This window comes from Paramicrobacterium salitolerans (genome assembly GCF_051513965.1).
In the GTDB taxonomy this organism is placed as follows: domain Bacteria; phylum Actinomycetota; class Actinomycetes; order Actinomycetales; family Microbacteriaceae; genus Paramicrobacterium.
Map to the genome: position 1 here is coordinate 1,651,242 of NZ_CP195847.1, position 23,893 is coordinate 1,675,134.

General features: G+C 62.1%; 26 protein-coding genes and 3 pseudogenes. 8 read left to right on the top strand and 21 right to left on the bottom strand.

Annotated elements, in window-relative coordinates; all coding sequences use genetic code 11:
- Positions 1–2: 2 nt before the first annotated feature.
- The 9 genes from pheS to infC form a co-directional block, all read right to left on the bottom strand.
- On the bottom strand, positions 3–1,043 hold the full coding sequence (pheS, locus tag ACSAGD_RS07860; protein WP_437582162.1) for a phenylalanine--tRNA ligase subunit alpha: 1,041 nt from the start codon (positions 1,041–1,043) through the stop codon (positions 3–5).
- Positions 1,044–1,087: 44 nt separating this feature from the next.
- Positions 1,088–1,975 carry an amino acid ABC transporter permease gene (locus tag ACSAGD_RS07865; protein WP_437582163.1) on the bottom strand — a complete coding sequence of 296 codons (888 nt, stop codon included), beginning with the start codon at positions 1,973–1,975 and terminating at the stop codon, positions 1,088–1,090.
- Positions 1,972–2,619, bottom strand: coding sequence for an amino acid ABC transporter permease (locus ACSAGD_RS07870; protein ID WP_437582164.1), 648 nt, complete (start codon positions 2,617–2,619; stop codon positions 1,972–1,974). The genes ACSAGD_RS07865 and ACSAGD_RS07870 overlap by 4 nt, the downstream gene beginning before the upstream one ends.
- A 75-nt stretch (positions 2,620–2,694) precedes the next feature.
- Positions 2,695–3,594, bottom strand: coding sequence for a glutamate ABC transporter substrate-binding protein (locus ACSAGD_RS07875; RefSeq protein ID WP_437582165.1), 900 nt, complete (start codon positions 3,592–3,594; stop codon positions 2,695–2,697).
- Between the two features lie 55 nt (positions 3,595–3,649).
- Positions 3,650–4,474, bottom strand: coding sequence for an amino acid ABC transporter ATP-binding protein (locus ACSAGD_RS07880; RefSeq protein ID WP_437582166.1), 825 nt, complete (start codon positions 4,472–4,474; stop codon positions 3,650–3,652).
- Between the two features lie 98 nt (positions 4,475–4,572).
- Positions 4,573–5,379, bottom strand: a complete 807-nt coding sequence (locus ACSAGD_RS07885) for a TrmH family RNA methyltransferase (protein WP_437582168.1) — start codon at positions 5,377–5,379, stop codon at positions 4,573–4,575.
- A 74-nt stretch (positions 5,380–5,453) separates the two neighbouring features.
- The gene (gene rplT / locus ACSAGD_RS07890; RefSeq protein ID WP_437582169.1) at positions 5,454–5,843 is read right to left on the bottom strand and encodes a 50S ribosomal protein L20; all 390 of its coding nucleotides are present in this window, start codon (positions 5,841–5,843) and stop codon (positions 5,454–5,456) included.
- A gap of 29 nt (positions 5,844–5,872) precedes the next feature.
- On the bottom strand, positions 5,873–6,067 hold the full coding sequence (rpmI, locus tag ACSAGD_RS07895; protein ID WP_437582170.1) for a 50S ribosomal protein L35: 195 nt from the start codon (positions 6,065–6,067) through the stop codon (positions 5,873–5,875).
- Positions 6,060–6,665: a translation initiation factor IF-3 gene (gene infC, locus ACSAGD_RS07900; protein WP_437582171.1), complete on the bottom strand. Its 606-nt coding sequence runs from the start codon at positions 6,663–6,665 to the stop codon at positions 6,060–6,062. Before infC ends, rpmI begins: the two co-directional genes overlap by 8 nt.
- Positions 6,666–6,885: 220 nt before the next feature.
- On the opposite strand from infC, the gene ACSAGD_RS07905 reads away from it, so the two are divergent.
- The 6 genes and pseudogenes from ACSAGD_RS07905 to ACSAGD_RS07930 form a co-directional block, all read left to right on the top strand.
- Positions 6,886–7,260 (top strand): DUF1844 domain-containing protein, encoded by a 375-nt coding sequence (locus tag ACSAGD_RS07905; protein WP_437582172.1) that lies wholly within the window; start codon positions 6,886–6,888, stop codon positions 7,258–7,260.
- Positions 7,261–7,333: 73 nt separating this feature from the next.
- Positions 7,334–8,242, top strand: a complete 909-nt coding sequence (locus tag ACSAGD_RS07910; RefSeq protein ID WP_437582173.1) for a DUF2268 domain-containing protein — start codon at positions 7,334–7,336, stop codon at positions 8,240–8,242.
- A 29-nt stretch (positions 8,243–8,271) separates the two neighbouring features.
- Positions 8,272–9,039 carry a MerR family transcriptional regulator gene (locus ACSAGD_RS07915; protein WP_437582174.1) on the top strand — a complete coding sequence of 256 codons (768 nt, stop codon included), beginning with the start codon at positions 8,272–8,274 and terminating at the stop codon, positions 9,037–9,039.
- 42 nt (positions 9,040–9,081) lie between these two features.
- Positions 9,082–9,504 (top strand): annotated as a pseudogene (locus tag ACSAGD_RS07920) (helix-turn-helix domain-containing protein); the annotation flags it as partial.
- Between the two features lie 68 nt (positions 9,505–9,572).
- Positions 9,573–10,759: pseudogene (locus ACSAGD_RS07925) on the top strand (IS3 family transposase).
- 31 nt (positions 10,760–10,790) lie between these two features.
- Positions 10,791–11,360, top strand: a pseudogene (locus tag ACSAGD_RS07930) (integrase core domain-containing protein); the annotation flags it as partial.
- Here ACSAGD_RS07930 and ACSAGD_RS07935 read toward each other — a convergent pair.
- The 6 genes from ACSAGD_RS07935 to ACSAGD_RS07960 are packed head-to-tail and all read right to left on the bottom strand — an operon-like array spanning position 11,357 to position 15,596.
- Positions 11,357–12,130: an SseB family protein gene (locus tag ACSAGD_RS07935; RefSeq protein ID WP_437582175.1), complete on the bottom strand. Its 774-nt coding sequence runs from the start codon at positions 12,128–12,130 to the stop codon at positions 11,357–11,359. The pseudogene ACSAGD_RS07930 and the gene ACSAGD_RS07935 overlap by 4 nt on opposite strands.
- On the bottom strand, positions 12,114–12,860 hold the full coding sequence (priA, locus tag ACSAGD_RS07940) for a bifunctional 1-(5-phosphoribosyl)-5-((5-phosphoribosylamino)methylideneamino)imidazole-4-carboxamide isomerase/phosphoribosylanthranilate isomerase PriA (protein ID WP_437582176.1): 747 nt from the start codon (positions 12,858–12,860) through the stop codon (positions 12,114–12,116). The genes ACSAGD_RS07935 and priA overlap by 17 nt, the downstream gene beginning before the upstream one ends.
- 52 nt (positions 12,861–12,912) lie before the next feature.
- Positions 12,913–13,554, bottom strand: coding sequence for an imidazole glycerol phosphate synthase subunit HisH (hisH, locus tag ACSAGD_RS07945; protein WP_437582177.1), 642 nt, complete (start codon positions 13,552–13,554; stop codon positions 12,913–12,915).
- Positions 13,551–14,156: an imidazoleglycerol-phosphate dehydratase HisB gene (hisB, locus tag ACSAGD_RS07950; RefSeq protein WP_437582178.1), complete on the bottom strand. Its 606-nt coding sequence runs from the start codon at positions 14,154–14,156 to the stop codon at positions 13,551–13,553. The genes hisH and hisB overlap by 4 nt, the downstream gene beginning before the upstream one ends.
- A gap of 2 nt (positions 14,157–14,158) precedes the next feature.
- Positions 14,159–15,235 (bottom strand): histidinol-phosphate transaminase, encoded by a 1,077-nt coding sequence (locus ACSAGD_RS07955; RefSeq protein ID WP_437582179.1) that lies wholly within the window; start codon positions 15,233–15,235, stop codon positions 14,159–14,161.
- A 16-nt stretch (positions 15,236–15,251) separates the two neighbouring features.
- The gene (locus ACSAGD_RS07960; protein WP_437582180.1) at positions 15,252–15,596 is read right to left on the bottom strand and encodes a hypothetical protein; all 345 of its coding nucleotides are present in this window, start codon (positions 15,594–15,596) and stop codon (positions 15,252–15,254) included.
- 253 nt (positions 15,597–15,849) lie between these two features.
- On the opposite strand from ACSAGD_RS07960, the gene lexA reads away from it, so the two are divergent.
- Entirely contained in the window at positions 15,850–16,521 is a 672-nt protein-coding gene (lexA, locus tag ACSAGD_RS07965; RefSeq protein WP_437582181.1) for a transcriptional repressor LexA, read from the top strand.
- On the opposite strand, the gene hflX is transcribed toward lexA, so the two are convergent.
- Positions 16,522–18,021: a GTPase HflX gene (hflX, locus tag ACSAGD_RS07970; protein ID WP_437582182.1), complete on the bottom strand. Its 1,500-nt coding sequence runs from the start codon at positions 18,019–18,021 to the stop codon at positions 16,522–16,524.
- A 45-nt stretch (positions 18,022–18,066) separates the two neighbouring features.
- Between hflX and ACSAGD_RS07975 the strand changes: the two genes are divergently transcribed.
- Complete coding sequence (locus tag ACSAGD_RS07975; RefSeq protein WP_437582183.1) at positions 18,067–18,708, top strand: class I SAM-dependent methyltransferase; 642 nt, start codon at positions 18,067–18,069, stop codon at positions 18,706–18,708.
- 3 nt (positions 18,709–18,711) lie between these two features.
- On the opposite strand, the gene dapF is transcribed toward ACSAGD_RS07975, so the two are convergent.
- From dapF to recA, 5 genes are all read right to left on the bottom strand, one after another.
- Positions 18,712–19,596, bottom strand: coding sequence for a diaminopimelate epimerase (dapF, locus tag ACSAGD_RS07980; RefSeq protein WP_437582184.1), 885 nt, complete (start codon positions 19,594–19,596; stop codon positions 18,712–18,714).
- A gap of 10 nt (positions 19,597–19,606) precedes the next feature.
- Positions 19,607–20,524, bottom strand: coding sequence for a tRNA (adenosine(37)-N6)-dimethylallyltransferase MiaA (gene miaA, locus ACSAGD_RS07985; RefSeq protein ID WP_437582185.1), 918 nt, complete (start codon positions 20,522–20,524; stop codon positions 19,607–19,609).
- A 17-nt stretch (positions 20,525–20,541) separates the two neighbouring features.
- The gene (miaB, locus tag ACSAGD_RS07990) at positions 20,542–22,134 is read right to left on the bottom strand and encodes a tRNA (N6-isopentenyl adenosine(37)-C2)-methylthiotransferase MiaB (RefSeq protein WP_437582186.1); all 1,593 of its coding nucleotides are present in this window, start codon (positions 22,132–22,134) and stop codon (positions 20,542–20,544) included.
- A 49-nt stretch (positions 22,135–22,183) separates the two neighbouring features.
- Positions 22,184–22,696, bottom strand: coding sequence for a regulatory protein RecX (locus tag ACSAGD_RS07995; protein ID WP_437582187.1), 513 nt, complete (start codon positions 22,694–22,696; stop codon positions 22,184–22,186).
- Positions 22,697–22,796: 100 nt separating this feature from the next.
- Positions 22,797–23,840, bottom strand: a complete 1,044-nt coding sequence (gene recA, locus ACSAGD_RS08000; RefSeq protein WP_437582188.1) for a recombinase RecA — start codon at positions 23,838–23,840, stop codon at positions 22,797–22,799.
- Between the last annotated feature and the right edge of the window lie 53 nt (positions 23,841–23,893).

Sequence of the window (23,893 nt, forward strand, 5' to 3'; positions counted from 1 at the left end):
TGTCACACCACCATTCCGAATTGCTGGGAGAAGCGCACGTCGCCCTCGACGATCTCGCGCATGTCATGAATGTCGTTGCGGAACATGAGCGTGCGCTCGATGCCCATGCCGAAAGCGAATCCGCTGTACTCCTCGGGGTCGATTCCTGCTGCCCGGAGAACGTTCGGATTCACCATTCCGCACCCGCCCCATTCGATCCAGCGGGCCCCTCCCGTGAACGTCGGGTGCCAGAGGTCGAGCTCGGCGCTCGGCTCTGTGAACGGGAAGAAGCTCGGTCGTAGCCGAATCTTGGCTTCCTCCCCGAACATCGTTCGAGCGAAATGCTCGAGTGTTCCGCGCAGGTGCGCCATTGTGAGCCCTCTGTCGACTGCGAGCCCTTCGAACTGGCTGAAAACGGGAGTGTGCGTAGCATCGATCTCATCGGTGCGGTACGTACGTCCTGGAGCCAGAACGTATACCGGCAGTTCGCGTTCGAGGAGCGAGCGAACCTGAACCGGTGAGGTATGCGTGCGCAATACCAGGTGGGAGTCGAGAGGCTCGACGAAGAAGGTGTCTTGCATTGCGCGCGCTGGGTGGTCGGCGTCGAAATTCAGAGCGTCGAAGTTGAACCACTCGCTCTCGACCTCGGGCCCCTCTGCGATCTCCCACCCCATCCCGACAAAGATGTCAGAGACGCGGTCCTGCAGCATAGTGAGAGGATGCCTCGCCCCAGGAGTGTACCGGGAGGCCACACTTGTAACATCGACCGCTTCGGACTTCAGTCTCTCGGCCTTCTCAACGGCGGTGATGGCCTCCTGGCGCTTCCCGAAGAGCTTATTGATCTGTCCCCTCGCGCCGCCGACCAGCTTGCCGAACTCTGCTTTGCGCTCTTTCGGGACGTTGCGGAGTTGGCCGTTCAACTGCGCGAGCGGAGATGCTTCGCCTAAGTGCTCGGAACGCACCTTCTTGAGGTCGTCGGATGTTTCTGCGGCCTCGATCGCTGCGCGCGCAGCCGCGACAGCGGCGGTGACCGCCTCTTCGGAGATTGGCATGGTGTCAGACACGATCCCCAAGTCTACCGGTGCTCAGGAGACGAGGATGCCGCGCGTCAGTCGTTCGCCTGAGTAGCGATGGCCTTCGTCTCTGCCGCGCCTATAGCGTCGACTGCATCCGGGTCCTGCGGCAGACGCTTGCTCCGTTTCGTGCGTACCTCGACCCATTTCGCCACACCGGCGAGGATGAGACAAAGCCCGATGTAGATCGAACCGAAGATGATCGTCGAGGGAATGATCGGCGCCCCGTAATCCACCTGGCTTCCGTAGAACTTCGCAAGGTACAGAAGCTCCTGGAACGTGACGATGAAACCGAGCGCCGTGTCTTTGAGCACCACGACCAGCTGGGAGATGATGACGGGCATCATCGCGCGAATCGCCTGAGGATAGAGAATGATCGACATCACACCGGTCTTGCGGAGCCCGATTGCATAGCCTGCTTCGGACTGCCCGCGTGGCAGCGACTCGATTCCCGACCGGAATACCTCGGCGAGCACGGAGCCGTTGTAGAGGATCAGACCGACGACAACCGCGACGTATGGAGTGATGAAGTCGAAGCCGAGCGGTGGCAGACCGTAGTACATCATCATCATCAGAATCAGCACGGGGATGGCGCGGAAGATCTCCGTGAAAACGGTGACGGGCCACCGCAGCCAAGCGTGAGAAGAGACACGCCCGATGGAGAGCAGGAGTCCGAGAACGAGGCTCCCCACGGCGGCGACTATGAACGCGGAGAGCGTGGTCAGAGTCGCATTTCCGATGGCACGCCAGACTGCCGTGTAGCGGAAGAGCTGCCATTTCTCGGCCGTGAACTGACCCGTGACGAAGAACCGGAAGATCACAAATCCTAGGATGGCCGCGACGACGAGAATCGTGACCACGGCGAGGATGCGGTTTCGGATCCTCGCTCGTGGGCCGGGCGCGTCATACAGAACCGTACTCATCGTGCAACCCTCCATCGTTCTTCGAGCCTGCGTTGGATGAAGGCCAGGATCATCACCAGGATCACGAAGAACAGCGCAACCCACAGCAGCACGATCATGGCCGGCTCACCGCGCTCGGAAGCATATGCGCGGATCGCTCCGGCCTCCGCCACCGAGAATCCTGCGGCGACCGTCGTGTTCTTCAACAGTGCGATCAGCACACTCATGAAGGGCGGGATCACCGCGCGGAAAGCCTGCGGGAGCACCACTGTCGTCATTGTCGGCACGAATGACAGGCCGATCGCGCGCGCGGCTTCTGCCTGCCCGACTGGCACCGTGTTGAACCCCGAGCGAAGCACCTCCGCGATGTACGTGGCCGTGTAGATGCTCAGGGCGATGATCGCGAGTGTCTCGTACGACATATCCCACAAATCGAGCTTCGGGTAGCCGAACGCGAAAAAGAAGAAGAGCAGCGTCAGCGGAGTGTTCCGGATCAGGTTCACGTAAGCAGTGCCCACGCCGCGCATGATCGGAACGGGTGAGACGCGCATAGTGCCGACGATGATGCCCAGCGCTGTTGAGAAAAGCGCGGACCACAGGAACAGCACGATCGTGGTCTTGAAGCCTCGAATGAAGATGTCGAGGTTGTCAAGCAAGACGTCCACGGGGGCTCCCTCTGCTCAGGTGGGTAAGAAGTCAGGGCCGGGCGGCGATTGCCCGCCGCCCGGCGCGCTTTCGGCTTAGTAGTCGTCGACCTTCGGCTGCTCCGCCTTGACTCCTGAAGCGCCGAGCGTCGCGTCGTAGATTCCCTGCCAGACATCGGACCCGTCGGTCAGAACCTTGTTGAGGTAGTGGCGCAACGCGTCGTCGCCCTTGGGCAGGCCGATCCCGTACTTCTCAGTCGTGAAGGGCTCGCCCACGACCTTCAGTTCGTCTGGCTCCTGCGAGGCGTAACCGAGCAAGATGAGCTGATCCGTCGTCACGACGTCCACGGAGCCGTCCTTCAATGCATCGACGCACTGAGAGTAGACGTCGAACTCCACGGGCTTCGCCTTCGGGAAGTTGTCCCGAATGTTCTGGATCGGCGTCGAACCGGTTGCCGAGCACACCTTCTTGCCCGCGAGGTCGTCCTCGCTCTTGATGTCCTCGTTGTCCTTCAGCACCAGAAGGCCTTGACCCGTGATCACGTAGGGGCCGGCGAAGTCGATCATCTCTTTGCGTTCGTCGGTGATCGAGTACGTTCCGACGTACATATCGATGTCGCCGTTCACGAGCGCCTGCTCACGGTTGGCACTTGGAATCGCCTCGAAGGTGATCTCATCTTCCGAGAAACCGAGCGAAGCTGCCATCCATTTTGCGATCTCGATGTCGAAACCGGTGCGGTCGCCGCTCACCGCGTCCTTGTATCCAAGGCCTGGCTGGTCTTCTTTGACGCCGATCTTGATCTTGCCGGCTTTCGTGGCCGCGTCGAACGTGGGGCTGCCCTCGAGGTCGACGTTCTCGTTGACCTCGTACAGCTTTGACGTATCAGCTTTGTCGCCGGAGCCGCCCGGTCCCCCGCCAGGCTCCTCGCCGGCGCAACCGGACAGCACGAGAGCTGCTGCCGCCGCTGCGGCGAGGAGAGTGATTCCCTTACGCATCTGCTTTCCTTTCATCTCGGAGCGTGATGCCCCTGCGTTCTTCTGTCTCTACGGCTCAATGAGTGAGCAGCTTCGACAGGAAGTCCTTTGCGCGGTCAGTTCGTGGGTTCGTGAAGAACTCCTCGGGTTCCGCCTCTTCAACGATCTCGCCGTCCGCCATGAAGACCACGCGATCGGCTGCCTTCCGCGCGAAGCCCATTTCATGTGTGACCACGATCATCGTCATACCTTCGTGGGCCAGCTGCACCATGACATCGAGCACCTCGTTGATCATCTCCGGATCCAGCGCGCTCGTCGGCTCATCGAAGAGCATCACCTTCGGCTTCATCGCCAGAGCCCGCGCGATGGCGACACGCTGCTGCTGCCCGCCGGAGAGCTGCGCCGGCATCTTGGCAGCCTGAGCCTCGACGCCGACGCGTTTCAGAAGTGTCTTCGCCGCATTCTCTGCGTCCGCCTTCTTCTGCCGCCGCACACGCATCGGCCCCAGCGTCACGTTCTCGAGGATCGTCTTGTGCGCGAACAGGTTGAAGGATTGAAACACCATCCCGACATCCGCGCGGAGCTCCGCGAGCCGCTTGCCTTCTTCCGGGAGCTTCTTGCCATCGATTCGGATCTCACCCGCGTTGATGGTCTCCAAACGATTGATCGTGCGGCACAACGTTGATTTTCCAGAGCCGCTGGGGCCGATCACGACCACGACCTCGCCCTTGTTCACGGTGAGGTTGACGTCCTTCAGGGCGTGGAAGTCGCCGTAGTACTTCTCAACGTGGTCAACCACGACGAGCGGCTCGCCTTTTGCGGCGATGATCGGATTGCTCGTCGTCTCGAATGCCGTGGGAGAGTCGCCGTCCGACAATCCCCGCTGATCGTTGGATTCCATAGAGTTCACGTTATTCGACTTGTGGCCTGACGGACCCCGACAATGGAGCCCGTTACGGATTCGTAACTAAAGGTAGCCTATGGGCAACCAGGTAGCGATCAGGCACGGTCGTGATGAGCGAACGCCGACTCATACAGGCAGACGGATGCCGCGGTCGCCAAGTTCATCGATTCTGCTCGGCCGTAGATGGGTACTGTCACGGCACGGTCTGCCAGGGCTAACTTGTCGTCATCGAGCCCACGAGCCTCGTTCCCGAAAACCCAGGCCGTCGGAGTGGCGAGGAGTCCCTCGCGACGGACATCGACCAGAGATTCGCCTTTGACGTCGGCGGCAAGCACCGTGAGACCTCCTGCACGCGCTCGCGCAGTCATGGAGGCCAGGTCCGCGCCGACCGCGAACGGGAGGTGGAAGAGCGACCCCGTCGTGGATCGAACCACCTTCGGATTGAACGGGTCGACTGTGCGGCCCGTCAGGATAAGAGCATCGGCGCCAGCTGCATCAGCGGCACGGATGATGGTTCCGAGATTGCCCGGGTCTCGGACCTCCTCGAGGATCGCGACAAGCTTGGGCGACGAATCGAAGATGTCCTTGGCAGCTGTTGGGTGCTGGCGGCACACCGCGGCGAACCCCTGCGGGGTAACCGTGTCGCTCATCGTCAGGAGCACATCTTCGCTGGCGAACTCCCACGAGATTCCGGCATTATCAGCGGCTTCTACGACGTCGCGGTGGCGTTCCGCCGCCGTGGGAGTCGCGTACAGCTCGACAACGAGATCAGGTCGCCACGTGAGTGCCTCAGAGACAGCCTGCGGACCTTCGAGGAGGAAGAGACCTGTCTCCTGACGATAGGACCTCCGAGACAGCTTGGCGATGGCTTTGACTCGACCGGCGCGAGGATTTTCCAGCATCCCATCAGTGTATTGGCAGTTAACGCAGTGGAGGCGAACACTCCTGGTGTCCGCCTCCACTGTCTATGAATGTTCTACGCGACGTCAGCCTTCGGAGCCGATGTGTCAGCCGGAAGAGCCTTCTTCGCCGTCTCAACGAGCGCAGCGAATGCCGCAGGCTCGTTGACCGCGAGCTCCGCGAGCATACGACGGTCGACCTCGACGCCGGCGAGCCCAAGGCCCTGCACGAACCGGTTGTAGGTGAGACCGTTCGCGCGAGCCGCGGCGTTGATGCGCTGAATCCAGAGACGACGGAAGTCGCCCTTGCGCTGACGGCGGTCACGGTACGAGTAGACCAGCGAGTGCGTGACCTGCTCTTTGGCCTTACGGTACAGGCGTGAACGCTGACCGCGGTATCCCTCGGCGCGCTCGAGGATAACCCGACGCTTCTTGTGGGCGTTGACCGCCCGCTTGACTCTTGCCATTCTCTATTTCTTCCTAACGGGACGTCGGCTCAGCGGCCGAGCAGCTTCTTGGCCATCTTGGTGTCGTGCGGCGAAAGCACCTGGTCCTGGTTCAGACGGCGCTTGCGGTGACTCGCCTTCACCTCGAGGTTGTGGCGCATGCCAGCCTGCTGCTTCATGATCTTGCCGCTGCCGGTCACCTTGAAGCGCTTCTTCGCCCCAGAGTGGGTCTTCTGCTTAGGCATTCTTTTCCTCCTGCTTAGCCGCCTTCTTGGCAGCACGTTGTGCGTTGGCCTCGGCCTTGGCCTCTGACTTGTTCTTCAGGGGGCCAATCACCATGACCATGTTCCGACCGTCGATCTTCGGGTTCGACTCGACAGCGCCGAACTCCGAAACGTCTTCGGCGAACTTCTGCAGCAGGCGCACGCCCATCTCCGGGCGGGACTGCTCGCGGCCGCGGAACAAGATCATCGCTTTGACCTTGTCGCCACCCTTGAGGAAGCCCTCTGCGCGCTTGCGCTTGGTCTCGTAGTCGTGGGCATCGATCTTGAGGCGGAAGCGGACCTCCTTGAGGACCGTGTTCGCCTGGTTGCGCCGGGCCTCCTTGGCCTTCTGCGCAGCCTCGTACTTGAACTTGCCGTAATCCATGATCTTGGCCACGGGAGGCTTCGAGTTCGGGGCGACCTCGACGAGATCAAGGTCAGCTTCCTGCGCCAAGCGCAGTGCCACCTCGAGCTTGACGACTCCGACCTGTTCGCCACTGGGGCCGACAAGTCGAACCTCCGGAACCCGGATACGGTCATTGGTACGGGGATCGCTGATGCGGAACTCCTCTGATCTCATTTACCTGATCCGTGTATCGGCGGCGCCGAAACACGACGAGAGAGGATTCACACGTGCAGAACTGCGTCTCGCACCGCACCCTGGCTACCGATCCCTATCTGGGCCCGGCGGAGTGCAACAACCCGGTAACCTTAATATCGGTCAATCGCGGGTGGGAGAATCTCCTCTTTCGTCTTGAGGATAATCCTCAAGGACCGCAACAGTCTACCAGAGGAAACGAGTGAACACGACCGAGCACACGGGCGACTTCGCCCACGAGCACGAAGACCCCCTTAACCAGGCCACACGCGATATCGCCGATGTGCCCGCCGTTGAGATCATCACGACCGCGGCAGTGCACCTCATGAGCGCCGCCGCCGTCAAATGCGGACTGGCAGACAACGCCGAAAGCCAGATTGATCTCGACGAGGCGCGAAAGCTCATCAACGCTCTAGCCGGTCTTATCACCGCTGGAGCTCCCGAGATCAGTGATGTCCACGCTCGTAGCCTGCGTGACGGGCTGCGGACGCTTCAGCTGGCCTTCCGGGAGGCATCATCCATTCCTGACGCTCCCGGATCGGGCCCGGGCGAAAAGTGGACCGGCCCCGTCAACTAGATGTACTGACCGGGGACATTGATCAAGGAAACGGTTGACCTTGTCGTAGCGGCAATGTTTACGGTCGCTTGTCATGACCATTTCAATGATTGACAGTGCCTCGGGCATGAACCGAGTCCTGACGGCGGACGCGAAGGATCGCGCCGACCTCATCCGTGACATGTGGGCTCCGATGGCCGGGATGTACCACTTCATCCCCGGCGGCGTGGACATGGCCACCGTGCACCAGCAGAACTTCGGCTTCCGTCCGGACTCCGCGATCGAGCAGGTCCGCGAAGGTCTGGAATCCCTTGTCGCGGCCGATGCGTGGACCCGCATCGAGAAGGCCCTCGAGGACGGGGTCGCAGCGTTGACGTCTGCCGATCCGGGTGTGACCATCCCCGACCTGAACGTGCTGCTCGTCCTGGGAGATCCGACCAGCCAGCACTTCGTCGACGAGGTGCAAGGGATGTCAGGGTTCGGCGGCATCAGCGGCTACATCGCCATCACCGTCTGGCCCACCTCGCGCGTTCTCGATCGCCTCGAGGCGATCGCGGTCCACGAACTGCACCACAACGTGCGCTATTCACCCGGCGGGATCGTGTGGGACCCACAGACGGTGATGGTTGGCGAGCACGTTGTGTCCGAAGGGCTCGCCGACGTTTTCGCGTCCGAGTTGTATGACGCCGCCGGCTACACCCACTTCGTGCGCGATGAAACCCGCTCCGACGACCAGGTCCTGGCGAAGGTTGCCAGCGGCCTGGGCGTCGCAGGAATGGCAGACTTCGCCGCCTGGGTGCTGGGCGACTCGAGCGCACAACTGTTCGGTGCCGAGCCTGTCGGCTTGCCGACCGGGGCCGGTTATGCAGCCGGTGCTCGGCTTGTCCGCGAATACCTCGACGCCACGGGCGCCACGGCCGCCCAAAACGTCCGCACTCCCGCGTCCGATATCCTGCGCATTGCGCTGCCACGGCTGGGCCTGACCACAGACGCGGCACACTGAGCAGCACGTCGATCGACAGGAGCCCGGTGATGGAATGGACGGTGCACGAGCTCGCTGAACGCGCAGGCATCAGCGGCCGCACGCTGCGCCACTATCACCGCATCGGGCTGCTTGAACCCGATCGCGTCGGGTCCAACGGCTACCGCTACTACGGTCCCGACGCGGTCGCTCGCCTGCAACGCATCCTTCTGCTCCGCGACACGGGTATGCCACTGGCCGACATCGCCGCAGTGCTCGACGCCCCCGAGACGCCGACCGCCGAGGTCGAAGCGCTCGAGGCCCACCTGACACAGCTCGCCGAGGACCGCGAGGCCCTGGACCGGCGCATCAGCGCGGTCAAGCACACCCTGCAGATGCGCCGCGAGGGCCGCAAACCGCGCATGGATGTGATGCTCGAAGGCTTCAACGACCGCTACGAGGCCGAGGTCGTACGACGGTGGGGACGCGAGGCCTTCGACGCGTCGAACCGGTGGTGGCATGCCAAGTCCGTGGAACAGCAACGCGACTGGCAGGCCAACGCCCAGGCCCTGCTCACGCGGTGGGCAGAAATCCACGAAGCCGGCCACACACCCGGCTCACCAGTTGCTCAAGCGCACGCTGCCGACCACGTGGCCTGGTTCGCTGACATCCCCGGGACACCCACCCACGCCGGCGATGCCGAACGATCCGCCGCAATGGTGCAAGGCATGGCCGACCTCTACGAAACCAACCCCGACTTCCACCAAACCTTCGGCAGCCCAGAAGCCGCGCAGTTCGCCGCGAACGCCCTACGCATCCACGTGCAGCATCCGGCCTGACAGCGGCGGATGCCGCGGCGCCGTCCCGTACCGAAAGATGCTATGTCCCATCCCAACGCTGCCCTCACACCGCGTCACCGTCTGAAGGTTGCCCAACTCGTCGTCGAGGAGGGCTGGCCGATCAGTGAGGCCGCCGCCCGATTCCAGGTCTCGTGGCCGACCGTGAAACGCTGGGTCGACCGCTACCGCGCCGGCGAGCCCATGCACGACCGGTCCTCGCGCCCGAAGAGCTCGCCGAACAAGACGAGCAAGCCCGTCACGAAGCGGTGCGTCAACCTGCGGATCAGGTTGCGGGAAGGGCCAGTTCAACTATCAGCGAGGCTCGGGATCGCGCCCTCCACCGTCCACCGCATCCTCACCACTGCTCGATTGAATCGGCTGTCGCACGTCGACCGGGCGACCGGCGAACCGATCCGTCGTTACGAGCACGCGCACCCCGGGTCGCTGGTGCACGTGGACGTGAGGGACTGCTGAAGGTTTGGTTGACTCCTGGACCGCGTGATCTTTGAGGTTGCGCTGGGAGGATGGCTGTCATGCCGACGAAGTACACGGATGAGTTCAAGCGGGACGCTGTCTCGTTGGTGCTTACGCAGGGGATGACGCAGAAGCAGGTCGCTCGTGACCTGGGCGTTTCGAAATCTGCGTTGCAGGTGTGGGTGAAGAACGCTGAGCTCGAGGACCGAGGGTTCACCCCGTCGGCGGATCCGGAGGACCGCCGGGAGATGCTGCAGGCGATGAAGCGGATCCAGGAGCTGGAGATGGAGAACGAGGTGCTGCGGCGCGCGGCGGCGTATCTGTCTCAGGCGAATCTGAAGCTCGGGTCGATGCCGAAAAAATGATGTTCCCGCTCGTCCGCGACCTTGCCGCGGCCGGCACCCCTTTGCGGGTGCCGGTCGCGGTGGCGTGCGGGGTCCTCGGCTTCAGCAAGCAGGCGTACTACCAGTGGCTCGCCGAGCCCGTGTCGCAGCGCGACTGGGACGACGCCCACCTGGTCAACGCCGCGTTCGACGTGCACGAGGACGACCTGTGCTTCGGTTACCGGTTCATCGCTGACGAGCTGACCGCTGACGGGTTCGCCGCGTCGGAGCGGCGTGTGTGGCGGGTGTGCTCGCAGAACAGCATCAGAAGCGTGTTCACGACCCGGAAACGCAAGTACTCCAAACCAGGGCCTGCGGTGCATGACGATCTCGTGGAACGCCGCTTCACCGCCGAGAAGCCGGACAGGCTCTGGCTGACGGATATCACCGAGCATAAGACGGCGGAGGGGAAGCTGTATCTGTGCGCGATCAAGGACGTGTTCTCGAACCGGATCGTGGGCTACTCGATCGATAAACGCATGAAAGCCAGACTTGCGGTGAACGCGCTGAACATGGCTGTCGCCCACCGCGGGAACCCCGTCGGTGTTGTGGTTCACTCGGATCGCGGATCTCAATTCCGATCCCGCAAATTCCGGCGCGCCCTCACCCGTCACAAGCTCAAAGGATCCATGGGGCGAGTCGCCGCGGCCGGTGACAACGCAGCGATGGAATCGTTCTTCGCCCTGCTGCAGAAGAACATCCTCGATACCCAGAAATGGGCCACCCGGCAGCACCTGCGAATGGCGATCGTCGCCTGGATCGAGGGCACCTACCACCGCAGACGCCGACAACGCCGACTGGGCAAGATGACACCCATCGAGTTCGAGAGCATAATGAAGACGTCCGTCACACTGGCGGCATAAGGAAACGAGTCAACCAAACCTTCAGCAGTCCCTGAAGAAGCTGGGGAACATCCCCGACGGCGGTGGCTGGCGCTACGTCGGCCGACGCCAAGGCGACCGCAACCGCGTCGCCACGCCGGACAAGCCACGCAATCAGCACGGCGGACCCAAGCTGGGCTACGCCTACGTCCACACCGTGATCGACGACCACTCCCGCGTCGCGTACACCGAGATCCACGACGACGAGACTGCTGTCACTGCCGTTGGCGTCCTGCAACGAGCTGTCAACTGGTTCGCCGAGCGTGGGGTCACGATCGAGCGAGTACTGTCCGACAACGGCGGTGCGTACCGGTCGAATCTGTGGCGCGGTACCTGCGAGGCGCTGTCGATCCGTCCGAGGTACACGCACCCATATCGCCCGCAGACGAACGGGAAGGTCGAGCGCTTCCACCGCACAATGGCCGACGGGTGGGCTTACGCCCGCTGCTACTGCTCAGAGGCAGAACGACGCGACGCTCTCGAGTCATGGCTGCATCACTACAACCATCACCGACCCCACACGGCCTGCGCCAACCAGCCGCCCTTCACGCGGTTGATCAATGTCCCCGGTCAGTACAACTAGAGGTCGCGAGATGCCACGACGCGCGCAGTGATCGAATCGACACGTTCCGCGATCGTGGCGTCTCCACCCCAACGCGCACTGAGTCGCTGAAGAAGCTCGTTCAGCTGTTCACGAGTCAGTCCTGGACGCAGCTCAAGACGCACCACGCACTCAGGTCCGGCAAGTCGACTCGCCGGGTCTCCAGGCTCCACACCGACGCCCGCAACTGCAGGCTCGTCGCGCACAGAAGCTTCCACGGCGTCGATCACGCTCTGGTCCGCGAAGCTCGGAACCCACGGTTTCTCTTGAGCGATCGCCCAGAGGGCGGGGCGTCGCACAACAAACTCAGTCGGAGACGTCGGGTCGAGCACCACAAGATCCGTCTTCTCCTCAGCAGCTGCGAGTGCAACGCGAATCCCTTCAGCAGGAACCGGCCGCGCCGTCGGGTTCCACGAACGCATCGTCGCTACCGAAGAGAACACCGGCATGACGTCTCGTCCGTCGGGACCACTTACCGTGATGATCGACAGCTCTTGAGTCTTATCAACGACCCGTCCGTCGTCTGCGACTCCGACATCGCCTGCGTGAGCGATCAGAGGAATCAACAGACGAGCGCTGCGGAACTCGTCGACCACCAGGCGTCCATCGTCCGTCCCCGCTCGAAACGAGTCGAGGGCGTGCATAAGCGCAGGCGGCGCTGAGCCATCATCTGCCGTCCGCTGATTCGGTTTGAAGCTGCGCCCCGCCCATGGCTGCCCTGCTGAGTCTGCAGAGTTAGTCGGATGCGACATCAATCGCCTCAGCCAGAGTGAAGGCACCGGCGTACAGGGCTTTGCCGACGATCGCGCCCTCGAGACCGAGCGGAACGAGGTCGCGGAGCGCTGCAATGTCATCGAGACTCGAGACTCCACCCGAAGCAACCACAGGGCGCTCAGTGTGATCGAGCACCTGCTTGAGGAGCTCGATGTTCGGCCCCTTGAGCGTGCCGTCCTTCGTGACATCTGTCACGACATAGCGCGCGCAACCGGCTTCCTCAAGCCTGGCGAGAACCTGCCACAGATCTCCCCCGTCTCGCGTCCACCCGCGAGCGGCGAGAGTGGTTCCTCGAACGTCAAGACCGACAGCTATTGCCTCGCCGTACTGGCCGATGACGTTTGCTGCCCATTCAGGATTCTCCAACGCCGCAGTGCCGAGGTTGATGCGTTTTGCGCCGCTGTCGAGAGCCGCCTCAAGCGACTCATCATCGCGGATCCCCCCGGACAGTTCGATCTTAACGCCACGCACGCTCTTGATGACCCGCCGGATCACCCCCGCGTTGTTTCCTCGGCCGAAAGCGGCATCCAGGTCCACGAGGTGGATCCATTCTGCACCCTGTGAAACCCAGTTGGCAGCTGCATCAACAGGGTCGCCGTAACTTGTCTCACTTCCGGCCTCTCCCTGAGTGAGTCGCACCGCCTTGCCGTCAGCAACATCGACCGCGGGCAGCAGCTCCAGCCCGGGAGCCTGATTGAACTCGCGCATTCCAGTCCTTCGTGGTGTCTCAGCCGTGCCACCTCGGCACGAGTCCCCTATGTTAGTGAGCGGAGAGGGTATCCACCCAATTCGCGAGCAGACGTATGCCTGCGTCGCCTGATTTCTCTGGGTGAAACTGGGTCGCCCACAGGGGCCCATTCTCCACCGCGGCGATAAAGCGCTCCCCGTGGTGAGACCAGGTCACAATCGGAGGAGAAAACGGCCCTGACGTGTCCACAGCCCAATCGGCAGCTGCATTAGAGTGCACGAAATAAAAACGCTCGCTGTGAAGACCGGAGAACAGCTTCGAGTCCTCTGGGGCGTCGACTGTGCTCCACCCCATGTGGGGTAGCAGCGGGGCATTGAGTTCTCGCACTGTTCCCGGCCACTGCGCGAGCCCTTCTGCCGATCGACCCCGTTCGATGCCACGTTCGAAGAGCACCTGCATTCCAACGCAGATTCCCAGAACGGGACGACCACCGGCCAAACGCTGATCGATCACTTCGTCAGCCCGAGAAGCTCGCAGCTGATCGACGACAGCACCGAATGCACCGACCCCGGGCACCAGGAGCCCATCTGCTTCCCGAGCCGCATTGATATTCCCGGTCAGCTCCGCGTGAGCCCCAGCCGCCTCAAGCGCTTTGACTGCGGAGTGCACGTTGCCCGAGCCGTAGTCGAATACGACAACGCTGGGTCCGCTCACAGGGCACCCTTCGTGGACGGAATCCCGCTCACAAGCGGGTCATTCGCCTTAGCCAAACGGAAGGCGCGGGCGAACGCTTTGAACTCTGCTTCGGCAATGTGGTGGGGGTCCCTGCCTCGGACGACGTCGACGTGCACTGTCATCGCCGCGTTGAAAGCGATCGCCTCGAACACGTGCCTCACCATCGAACCCGTGAAATGCCCGCCGATGAGATGGTACTCGAAGCCATCAGGCTCGCCAGCGTGAACGAGGAACGGCCGCCCAGAGAGGTCCACGACCGCCTGGACAAGCGCCTCGTCAAGAGGAGCGAGCGCATCACCGTAGCGCGCAATACCGGCCTTGTCTCCCAACGCTTCTCGGATGGCACGCCCGAGGGCGATGCCCACATCTTCCACAGTGTGGTGCACATCGATGTCGATGTCACCGGTCGCTTTCACCGTGAGATCAGCCAGCGAGTGCTTCGCAAATGCTGTCAGCATGTGGTCGAAGAAGGGCACTGTGGTCGAAATCTCGCTCGCCCCGGTGCCATCGAGATCAATCGACAGATCGATCGAAGATTCGCTTGTCTCGCGCTGTACGCGTGCGACACGTGATGAAGTCATACTCACGATGTTAGTGCGCTCATCGCCTCGAGGAAGGCTGTCGTCTCCGTCTCGCTGCCAGCGCTGACACGCATGTGCGCTTCAATGCCGACGTCACGGATGAGGATGCCCCGTTCCAACAGCCCCTCGAACAGGACCTTCGTGTCGGGCACTCCCCCAAAGAGGACGAAGTTACTGCCCGACGCGTATGTCGTGTACCCGAGAGACTCAAGCCCGTCTGCGATGCGCCCGCGCTGCTGACGAATATCGTCAACCACTGCGAGCATCTCGTCGGAGTGCCTCAAGGCGGCGAGAGCCGCCGCCTGAGTAAGCGCGGAGAGGTGATACGGAAGACGAACCAGCCGAAGCGCGTCTGTCACCGCGGAATCGGCCGCAAGATATCCGACGCGAGCTCCCGCGAATGCAAACGCCTTACTCATCGTGCGGGACACGATCAGCCGCTCACGGCCGGGCAGGAGTTCGAGCGCGCTAGGCGTTCCAGGATCGGAGAATTCCGCGTAAGCCTCGTCAACCACCAGCATTCCGGGCGCAGCGTCATACGCGGCCCGAATCGTGTCGAGCCCGAGACGAGTCCCGGTCGGGTTGTTCGGCGAGCAAAGGAAGACAACATCCGGCTGCTCGACTTCGATCGCCCTTCGAACCGTCTCCGGTGAGAGCTCGAATCTCTCATCCCGCTCAGCGGCCACCCAGCGGGTCATGGTTCCCGCCGCGAGCAGCGGGTACATCGAGTACGTCGGCGTGAAACTCATCAGCGACCGCCCCGGACCCCCGAACGCGAGAAGAATCTGTTGCAGCACTTCATTTGAGCCGTTCGCGGCCCAGATCTGCTCAGCGCTTAATCCGTGTCCGAGATAATTCGCGAAAGCCTGACGCAGTTCACGAAACTCCCTGTCGGGGTACCGGTTCAACCCGAGAACCGCGCCCGCGACCGAGGTTACGATATCGTGCGCGACCGACTCAGGAATACCATGCGTATTCTCATTGACGTTGAGCGCGACGGGAACAGCCGCCTGCGGAGCACCGTATGGACTTGAGCCGCGAAGCTCTTCGCGGAGCGGCAGGTCATCGAGAGTAGTCACAGTCCAATGCTAAGGGTCACTCTTCCGGAAGATCGTACTGTGACGGAATCGCCAAGCGCTCACCGGCCCCGATCGACGAGGTCTCAAGCTGATTGAGCTGCATGATTTCCGCTACCACATCACGTGGATCGGCCGAGGGCGCGATCCGCTCAGCCAGCTGCCAGAGTGATTCACCGTGCAACATCGTCACGTATTCGAACGTGGCGTCCGCCGACGTATCGCTCGCCGATGCCGACGACGCATGGAAACTTCCGAACGCCAGGGCCGCCACGAAAGGAATCGTGGCAAGAGCCGTGACGACGCCACGCCCACGCGCGGTCAGGCGGAGACGAACAGTCGCGCTGTTCTCCTGAATAGTCATCTGTCTTCTCCTTGGTACGTGGGTTCGCTTCGGCCCTCAGGCCGGTGAAGGCCGAAGCGAAGTTCTGTTCCGAAGTTATCTTCGAATCTTCGAACTGTCAACCCTGTCTTCGTATCTGATGTGACCGAATATCGCGACACACTCGAACGGATGTTTGTTTCGGCATGGCGAAGCGGATACAGTTTCGATCACAGGGACCACATCACCACGAGCCACCGACATTCAGGCTCGACAGCATTGACAGGAGCGGACGATGGCGCAGACGGGGAAGAAAAAGGCGGGCACTCGCCGTCGTAAGAATCTCAGCGAGAAGCAGAGAGCGATTCTCGAGTTCATCCAGCGCTCCGTCGTGCAGAACGGCTATCCACCGAGCATGAGGGAGATCGGCGACGCCGTCGGCCTCGCATCGCTGTCGAGCGTGACTCACCAGTTGAACCAACTGGAGTTGAGCGGGTACCTGCGGCGCGACCCGAATCGTCCGCGCGCTCTGGAGGTGCTGATCGATCTGCCTTCCAGCGCCGAAGATGCAGAGACCGTGACCCCTGTCGGAGATGCCGCTATGGTGCCGCTTGTGGGTCAGATCGCCGCGGGAGTGCCGATCACAGCCGAGCAGCAGATTGACGAAGTGTTCCCGCTCCCCCGCCAGCTCGTCGGCAAGGGGGACCTGTTCATGCTCAAGGTGCAGGGCGAGTCGATGATCGACGCGGCCATCTGCGACCAGGACTGGGTTGTCGTCCGTCAACAGAACACCGCCGAGAACGGTGATATCGTCGCCGCAATGCTCGACGGAGAGGCGACCGTCAAGGTCTTTCGCCAGCGTGACGGCCACACGTGGCTTCTCCCACGAAACACCGCCTTCGAACCGATACTCGGCGATGAGTCCGAGGTGCTCGGCAAGGTTGTCGCGGTACTCCGCGCTGTCTGATCAGTTCAGCATGAAGCTCTCTACCTGGGCGGCGATCTCCTCGGAGACCGAAGCCTCGACGTATGTGCCGTCCTCGCGGTAATCGATCGTCGATACGATCCCGCGCCGATGCAGCATTGAGATGATGTCACCTCGATCGTAGGGAACGAGCAACCGCACGTCGACTGACGGTCGCGGAAGCATCCGCTCGATCGCGGCGAGCACTTCCGGGATCCCCTCCCCGCTCCGTGCTGAGGTGAATACGGCGTTCGGCGCAAGCCCCCTGAGCAGGAGCCGCTCATCTTCACCCACCAGATCGGCTTTATTGAAAACGATGAGTTCTGGGGTGTCTCGAGCACCGAGATCGCCGACAACATCGTGAACGGTGCTGATCTGCGCCGCAGGATCTGGATGTGCCGCGTCGACCACGTGCACAAGAAGGTCTGCGTACTCCACTTCCTCAAGGGTGGAGCGGAACGCCTCGACAAGCTGGTGAGGGAGATTCCTGACGAAGCCCACGGTGTCCGACAGCGTGTACTCACGACCGTCGTCGGTCTGCGTCTGCCGCGTCGTCGAATCAAGAGTCGCGAACAGCGCGTTCTCAACGAGCACACCCGCCTTGGTGATGCGATTGAGCAGACTGGACTTGCCCGCGTTCGTGTACCCAATGATTGCAACGGAAGGGACAGTGAAGCGTCGGCGATTCGCACGCTTCGCCTGACGCGCGGGGGCGAATGCTTTGATCTGTTTGCGAAGCCGGGCCATCCTGCTGTGGATGCGACGTCGATCAAGCTCAATCTTGGTCTCGCCAGGCCCTCGAGAGCCCATCCCGGCGCCCGCTCCGCCAACCTGGCCACCGGCCTGTCGACTCATCGATTCGCCCCAGCCACGGAGCCGTGGAAGTAGATATTCAAGCTGCGCGAGTTCAACCTGCGCCTTACCTTCTCTACTCTTCGCGTGCTGACTGAAGATGTCGAGAATGACTGCAGTTCTGTCGATCACTTTCACTTTGACGACGTCCTCCAGCGCTCTGCGCTGACTCGGGGCAAGCTCGGTGTCTGCGACGACAGTGTCCGCATTGAGCGCGCGCACGACATCCCTGAGCTCTTCGGCCTTGCCTCGGCCGAAATATGTGCTGGGGTCGGGATGCGGACGCCGCTGCAGCAGTCCGTCCAGCACAACCGCTCCAGCCGTCTCTGCCAATGCCGAAAGCTCGCGCAGCGAGTTCTCAGCGTCGTCGAGTCTGCCCTGAGGGTAGACGCCGATCAGAACGACGTTCTCAAGCCGAAGCTGCCGGTACTCGACCTCTGTGACGTCGTCGAGTTCGGTCGAGAGTCCCGATACACGCTGGAGTGCTCGCCGATCTTCTCGGTCAAACTGTTCGCCGTCCGTATGCGCGTCGAAGGCTTCGTCCTGCAGCGCCTGAGCGCGACCGAGAACAGAGTGGGCGTGCGCATCGCCGGCGGCGAGAATGCGGTTGATGGCATCCTCGTCATCCCGCTTGTCGTCTGGTTTCGTCATTACCGGTAAGCCTAGTGTCGGATGCCTGCGATAACGTACCTAGTTATGACCGGCGACCATTATTTTTCTGGAACTCCAGGAAGCGATCTCAAGCTCCGAGAGCTGTCTGTCCCTCTCGCCGGGCGCACCTTCCAGTTGACAACCGCGAACGGTGTCTTCAGCCCGGAGCGTCTCGATCAGGGTACCCAGGTGCTTCTGGCGAACACACCGCCTCCCCCAGTGACGGGTGATTTCTTAGATCTCGGCAGCGGCTGGGGGCCGATTGCGCTCTCGCTCGGACTTCTCTCGCCCGATGCGCGTGTCTGGGCAGTCGATGTTAACGAACGTGCTCTCGACCTCGTGCGTCGCAATGCGGAAGTCGTTGGAGCTCACAATGTGCGCGCTGTCCTTCCGAGCGATGTGCCGAGTGACGTGACGTTCGCAGCGATCTGGTCGAATCCCCCGATCCGCGTCGGGAAGAACGAGCTGCACGGCATGCTCTTGGAATGGCTTCCGAGGCTCATGCCTGGCGCTGATGCATTCCTCGTGGTCAAACGCACGCTCGGCTCCGACAGTCTGCAGCGCTGGCTCCAGGAGTCTCTGCCCGATGATTTCAGCGTGGCACGCACTGCGACAGGCAAGGGCTACCGTGTACTTCGCGTCCGGCGCCATACGGGCGGCACTGAAGCTATCGACGTCGTGGGCTGAGCTTCAGGCGAGCGTGATCTCACCGGTGAAGACAAGATCCGCGGGGCCCGACAGAGCAACGTGTTCGCCGTCCTCGGCGGCGAACATGCGCACGCCGAGGGTGCCCCCTGGAACGTCGACTCGCCAGTTGTTCGGTGCCTGTGCACCCGCCCAGTGTCTGGTCGCCAGCGCCGAGGCGGCGACTCCCGTGCCGCAGGAGAGCGTTTCACCCGACCCTCGCTCGTGCACTCTCATGCTGATCCGACCTATTCCATCTTTCACGAGCGGGTCCCGCGGAACCACTAGTTCAATGTTCGCGCCTTCCTCAGGCTCTGGATCAACGCGAGGAACATAGGTCAGATCTGCTAATGCGAGCTCGTCCACGTCAGCCAATGCCACCACGATGTGCGGATTCCCCACGCTTATGCCCTGGCCTGGTCTGGCTACTTTGAGCTCTTTCACCCGGACCAAAGGCTCACCGTCATCGAGAGTCCAACGGCCGAGATCCACCTGGAAACCTCCGGTCGAGGTCCGCTGGACATCTCGTACCCCAGCTCTGGTTCCGATCGTGAGAGTCTCCCCTGCTGCGAGTGCGGCAAGGCCGTTTTCAATGAGATAGCGCGCGTACACCCGGATGCCGTTGCCGCACATCTCAGCGGGAGAGCCATCGGCATTCACGTAGTCCATGAACCACTCGGCATCGCTGTCCTCAGCGAGCGACCGGGCGCCTTCATCGATCGAGACTGACCTGACCGCACGGATCACGCCGTCCGCGCCGATTCCCGTGTGACGATCGCAGAGTGCCCTCACCTGCTCAGCGGTCAGGGGATGCTCTCCCGCGGGATCCGTGTACAGAATGAAATCGTTGCCGGTGCCGTGGCCTTTGGTGAACTGAAGGGTGAACGCCATGGGCCCAAGTCTAGAGGTCCGGAAGCGGCTCAGCGGCCGCCGCAAATGCGAGCGACGCCACATCGTCCGAGCGGGCATCCAACCATGTTGTTCCGACGTACCGTTTGAACCAACTCACCTGGCGACGCGAATATCGGCGAGTGAGGCTCTGCGTCTCAGCTATGGCCTCATCTTGACTCACCCGCCCGTCGAGCTGCGCGCCCGCCTGGGCATAGCCGATCGCCCGGCTCGCCGTCGCAGACTTCTCGATTCCTTTCTCTCTCAACGCCTCCACCTCGTGCACAAGCCCTCTCTCCCACATCCGATGGACTCGCTCGTCGAGCCTTGGCAGCAGGACCTCACGTGGCATCGTCAGTCCGATCAGCCGCGTGGGGTACACGAAGGGTGGATCTTCCGGAAGCATCCCGGAGGCAGGATCACCCGTCAGCTCCGCAACCTCCAACGCCCGAATGATCCGACGCGCGTTCGTCGTTCCCACTCGTGCGGCCACCTCGGCGTCCAGAGAGGCCAAACGCTGGGCGAGCATGCCGATTCCCTGATCTCGCACTTCGCTCTCGAGACGAGCCCTGATCTCAGCGGATGTGCCGGGGAACTCGAACGGATAGATCACACTGGAGGCGTACAGTCCTGAGCCACCCACCATGATCGGGACGATGCCGGATTCGCGACACGAATCGACAATCGCACGAGCATGTCTCTGGAAATCTGCGACAGACGCCTCTTCGGTGACATCGAGAACGTCCAACAGATGATGCGTGACGCCACGGCGCTCAGAAGGAGCCAGCTTCGCAGTGCCGATGTCCATGCCGCGATACAGCTGCATCGCATCGCAGTTGATGATCTCGGCCGGTCGTCCCTCAGCGTGGAAGCGCTCCGCCAGGGCGAGTGAGAGATCTGACTTGCCGGTACCCGTTGGACCGACGATCACGATCAGAGGTGGGGCGTTCAGCGCTCACCGTCCGCCGGGTCGTAGATCGGGGATGTCGAGACGCCCGGTGTCTTCGCCCGAAGGGTGGGCATGCCGAGGGCGACCGATCCCGCGGGTGCGGCCCCGCCGTGGAGCGGTGTTCCGCAGCTCTCGGCTTGTCCGCGCTCCCAGGCGTCACCCGCGCGCGTCCTGCGGATCTTCAGTGGAGTGCCATCCTCGGAATCGGCCAGGAGATGGAACGGTGCCGCGCTCGTCACAGTGACCGTCACCATATCGCCTGGACGTGGCGTCTCGCTTCCCTCGGGAACCTGGAAGTGAACGAGACGCGAGTCTTCCGCTCGTCCGGTCAGCCGATGCGTCTCAGCATCCTTCTTGCCTTCTCCGACTGCAACGAGAAGCTCGACCTCACGGCCGACCTGCGCGTGGTTCTCCTCAAGGCTGATCCGCTCCTGCAACGCGAGAAGGCGATCGTAGCGATCCTGCACGACGTGCTTAGGAATCTGGTTCTCCATCGTGGCCGCGGGTGTTCCTGGCCTGATCGAGTACTGGAAGGTGAACGCTGATGCAAACCGCGATTCCTCCACGACACGGAGCGTCTCTTGGAAGTCTTCCTCGGTCTCGCCGGGGAACCCGACGATGATGTCCGTGGAGATCGCTGCGTGCGGAATGCGTTCGCGCACCTTCTCCAGAATGCCCAGGAATTTCTTGCTTCGATACGAACGTCGCATCGCCTTCAACACACGATCCGACCCCGACTGCAGCGGCATGTGCAGCTGCGGCATCACCGTCGGCGTCTCCGCCATCGCGTCGATTACGTCATCGGTGAACGCTGCCGGATGTGGACTCGTGAAGCGGATGCGCTCAAGGCCAGGGATCTGTCCTGCGGCGCGCAGCAGCTTGCTGAACGCCTGCCGATCTCCGAATTCAACCCCGTACGAGTTCACGTTCTGCCCCAGCAGTGTCACCTCGACGGCACCATCGTCAACGAGTGTCTGGATCTCTGCGAGAATCTCACCCGGTCGGCGGTCCTTCTCCTTGCCGCGCAAGGACGGCACGATGCAGAACGTGCATGTGTTGTTGCATCCCACTGAGATCGACACCCAACCCGAATACGCGGAGTCCCGCTTCGTCGGCAATGTCGATGGGAAGGTCTCCAAGGCGTCGAGGATCTCGATCTGAGCTTCGTCATTGTGGCGTGCGCGTTCGAGAAGCCGCGGCAGCGAGCCCATGTTGTGTGTCCCGAACACGACATCGACCCATGGCGCCTTTTCCAGGATCGTGTTCTTGTCTTTCTGAGCGAGACAGCCGCCAACCGCGATCTGCATGCCCTCATGCTGACGTTTCACACCAGCGAGGTGGCCGAGATTGCCGTAGAGCTTGTTGTCGGCGTTCTCCCTGACTGCGCAGGTGTTGATCACGACGATGTCGGGCTCGTTCTCACCTGCTTCGCGATATCCGGCCGCCTCGAGCGAGCCGCTGAGGCGTTCGGAATCGTGGACGTTCATCTGGCATCCGAAGGTCCGCACCTTGTAGGTACGAGGGCTGCCATCGTCTTTGAAGGCGGCCTTCGAGAGCGGAATCTCTGTCGGGCGTTCGGTCAGCGTGCTCATGATGCAGACCAGTTTACGTTCGAGTCACGAGCAATGCAGAATTTCCGTCTCACTGAAAACGAACTCGCTGTGAGCGCTCAGCACGCGCAGCGGCAATCGCTTCCCGAACGATTCCGCTACTGTAGCCTCGACGCGCCAAATATCCTGTGAGACGTCGGTCGAACGCTGCGTCATCGACATGCGACAGCTGCGCTCCGCGTTTAAGGGCGAGATCGATCGCCACGGAGCGCTCATGTTCGTCCGACACCTCAGACAGAGCTCCATCGATGACCTCTCGCGGAATGCCACGTGAGGACATCTCTCGCGCCACGACAGCTCGGGACTTTCCCTTGGCCTCCGACAGCCGGTGGACGAGTTCCTCAGCGACCCGAATGTCGTCGACATATCCTAGCTCGCGCATACGCTCAAGCACCTCGCTCGCCTGCGTGGAGTCACCGCCTTTCTCCTCTACGAGCGAAACCACTTGGCGCTCGGTCAGATTGCGGCGTCCGAGGGCACGAACAACGAGGTCTTCAAGCTTCTGCGTATCGACGCAGTCATCATCTTCGTGTGCCGTCGGCACTTCTGCTAGCCCCTCGCTCCGGCGACTGTGAATATCAGTCACCGGAGCGAGAGGGGCCTCGTCATCACCTGTTGGCTTGAACGACACCATCAGACGTCAGTCACGCTCCTCGGCGTGCGGCCAGTTCGTCGCCTTCCGGCTCTTCCCCAGCCTCCAAGCCCAGCTTGACCTTGATGCGCGACTCGATGTCAGCAGCGATATCCGGGTTGTTCCTGAGGAAGTTGCGAGCATTCTCCTTGCCCTGCCCAAGCTGATCGCCCTCGTAGGTGTACCACGCCCCGGACTTCTTCACGATCTGATGCTCGACACCAAAGTCGATCAGACTGCCTTCTCGAGAGATACCGGTTCCATACAGGATGTCGAACTCCGCCTGCTTGAACGGCGGCGCCATCTTGTTCTTGACGACCTTGACACGCGTACGGTTTCCAACGGCATCCCCACCGTCTTTGAGCGTCTCGATGCGTCGGATGTCGAGCCGAACCGAGGCGTAGAACTTAAGCGCCTTACCACCCGCAGTCGTCTCCGGACTGCCGAAGAACACTCCCACCTTCTCGCGGAGCTGGTTGATGAAGATCATCGTCGTTCCGGTCTGGTTGAGACCACCGGTGAGCTTGCGGAGAGCCTGGGACATGAGGCGTGCTTGAAGACCCACGTGAGAGTCCCCCATCTCACCCTCGATCTCTGCGCGAGGGACAAGCGCCGCAACGGAGTCAATCACGATGAGGTCGATTGCACCGGAACGCACCAGCATGTCGGCGATCTCCAGCGCCTGCTCACCCGTGTCCGGCTGTGAGACGAGCAGAGAGTCGATGTCGACCCCGAGCTTCTTCGCATATTCAGGGTCCAGAGCGTGCTCGGCATCCACGAATGCGGCAATGCCGCCCGCACGCTGCGCATTGGCGATCGCGTGAAGAGTGAGCGTCGTCTTACCGCTGGACTCCGGGCCGTAGATCTCCACGATACGGCCACGAGGCAATCCGCCTACACCGAGCGCGACGTCCAGAGCCACCGAGCCCGTGGGAATGATCTCGACCGGTGCGCGCTCGTCGCTGCCGAGACGCATCACGGAGCCCTTTCCGAACTGACGGTCGATCTGCGCGAGAGCAGTCTCCAGGGACTTCTCGCGGTCTTTTGGTGCTGCCATGATGTGCGTCTCCTTCTATGTGAGTTCGGTGCGCCTGTAGGCTGTCGCGCCCC

Coding starts and splice junctions, on each gene's coding strand:
- ACSAGD_RS07865 (WP_437582163.1), bottom strand. CDS start 1,975: ATGAGTACGGTTCTGTATGACGCGCCCGGCCCACGAGCGAGGATCCGA.
- ACSAGD_RS07875 (WP_437582165.1), bottom strand. CDS start 3,594: ATGCGTAAGGGAATCACTCTCCTCGCCGCAGCGGCGGCAGCAGCTCTC.
- ACSAGD_RS07880 (WP_437582166.1), bottom strand. CDS start 4,474: ATGGAATCCAACGATCAGCGGGGATTGTCGGACGGCGACTCTCCCACG.
- ACSAGD_RS07885 (WP_437582168.1), bottom strand. CDS start 5,379: ATGCTGGAAAATCCTCGCGCCGGTCGAGTCAAAGCCATCGCCAAGCTG.
- rplT (WP_437582169.1), bottom strand. CDS start 5,843: ATGGCAAGAGTCAAGCGGGCGGTCAACGCCCACAAGAAGCGTCGGGTT.
- rpmI (WP_437582170.1), bottom strand. CDS start 6,067: ATGCCTAAGCAGAAGACCCACTCTGGGGCGAAGAAGCGCTTCAAGGTG.
- infC (WP_437582171.1), bottom strand. CDS start 6,665: ATGAGATCAGAGGAGTTCCGCATCAGCGATCCCCGTACCAATGACCGT.
- ACSAGD_RS07910 (WP_437582173.1), top strand. CDS start 7,334: ATGACCATTTCAATGATTGACAGTGCCTCGGGCATGAACCGAGTCCTG.
- ACSAGD_RS07915 (WP_437582174.1), top strand. CDS start 8,272: ATGGAATGGACGGTGCACGAGCTCGCTGAACGCGCAGGCATCAGCGGC.
- ACSAGD_RS07935 (WP_437582175.1), bottom strand. CDS start 12,130: ATGTCGCATCCGACTAACTCTGCAGACTCAGCAGGGCAGCCATGGGCG.
- priA (WP_437582176.1), bottom strand. CDS start 12,860: ATGCGCGAGTTCAATCAGGCTCCCGGGCTGGAGCTGCTGCCCGCGGTC.
- hisB (WP_437582178.1), bottom strand. CDS start 14,156: ATGACTTCATCACGTGTCGCACGCGTACAGCGCGAGACAAGCGAATCT.
- ACSAGD_RS07960 (WP_437582180.1), bottom strand. CDS start 15,596: ATGACTATTCAGGAGAACAGCGCGACTGTTCGTCTCCGCCTGACCGCG.
- lexA (WP_437582181.1), top strand. CDS start 15,850: ATGGCGCAGACGGGGAAGAAAAAGGCGGGCACTCGCCGTCGTAAGAAT.
- hflX (WP_437582182.1), bottom strand. CDS start 18,021: ATGACGAAACCAGACGACAAGCGGGATGACGAGGATGCCATCAACCGC.
- ACSAGD_RS07975 (WP_437582183.1), top strand. CDS start 18,067: ATGACCGGCGACCATTATTTTTCTGGAACTCCAGGAAGCGATCTCAAG.
- dapF (WP_437582184.1), bottom strand. CDS start 19,596: ATGGCGTTCACCCTTCAGTTCACCAAAGGCCACGGCACCGGCAACGAT.
- miaB (WP_437582186.1), bottom strand. CDS start 22,134: ATGAGCACGCTGACCGAACGCCCGACAGAGATTCCGCTCTCGAAGGCC.
- recA (WP_437582188.1), bottom strand. CDS start 23,840: ATGGCAGCACCAAAAGACCGCGAGAAGTCCCTGGAGACTGCTCTCGCG.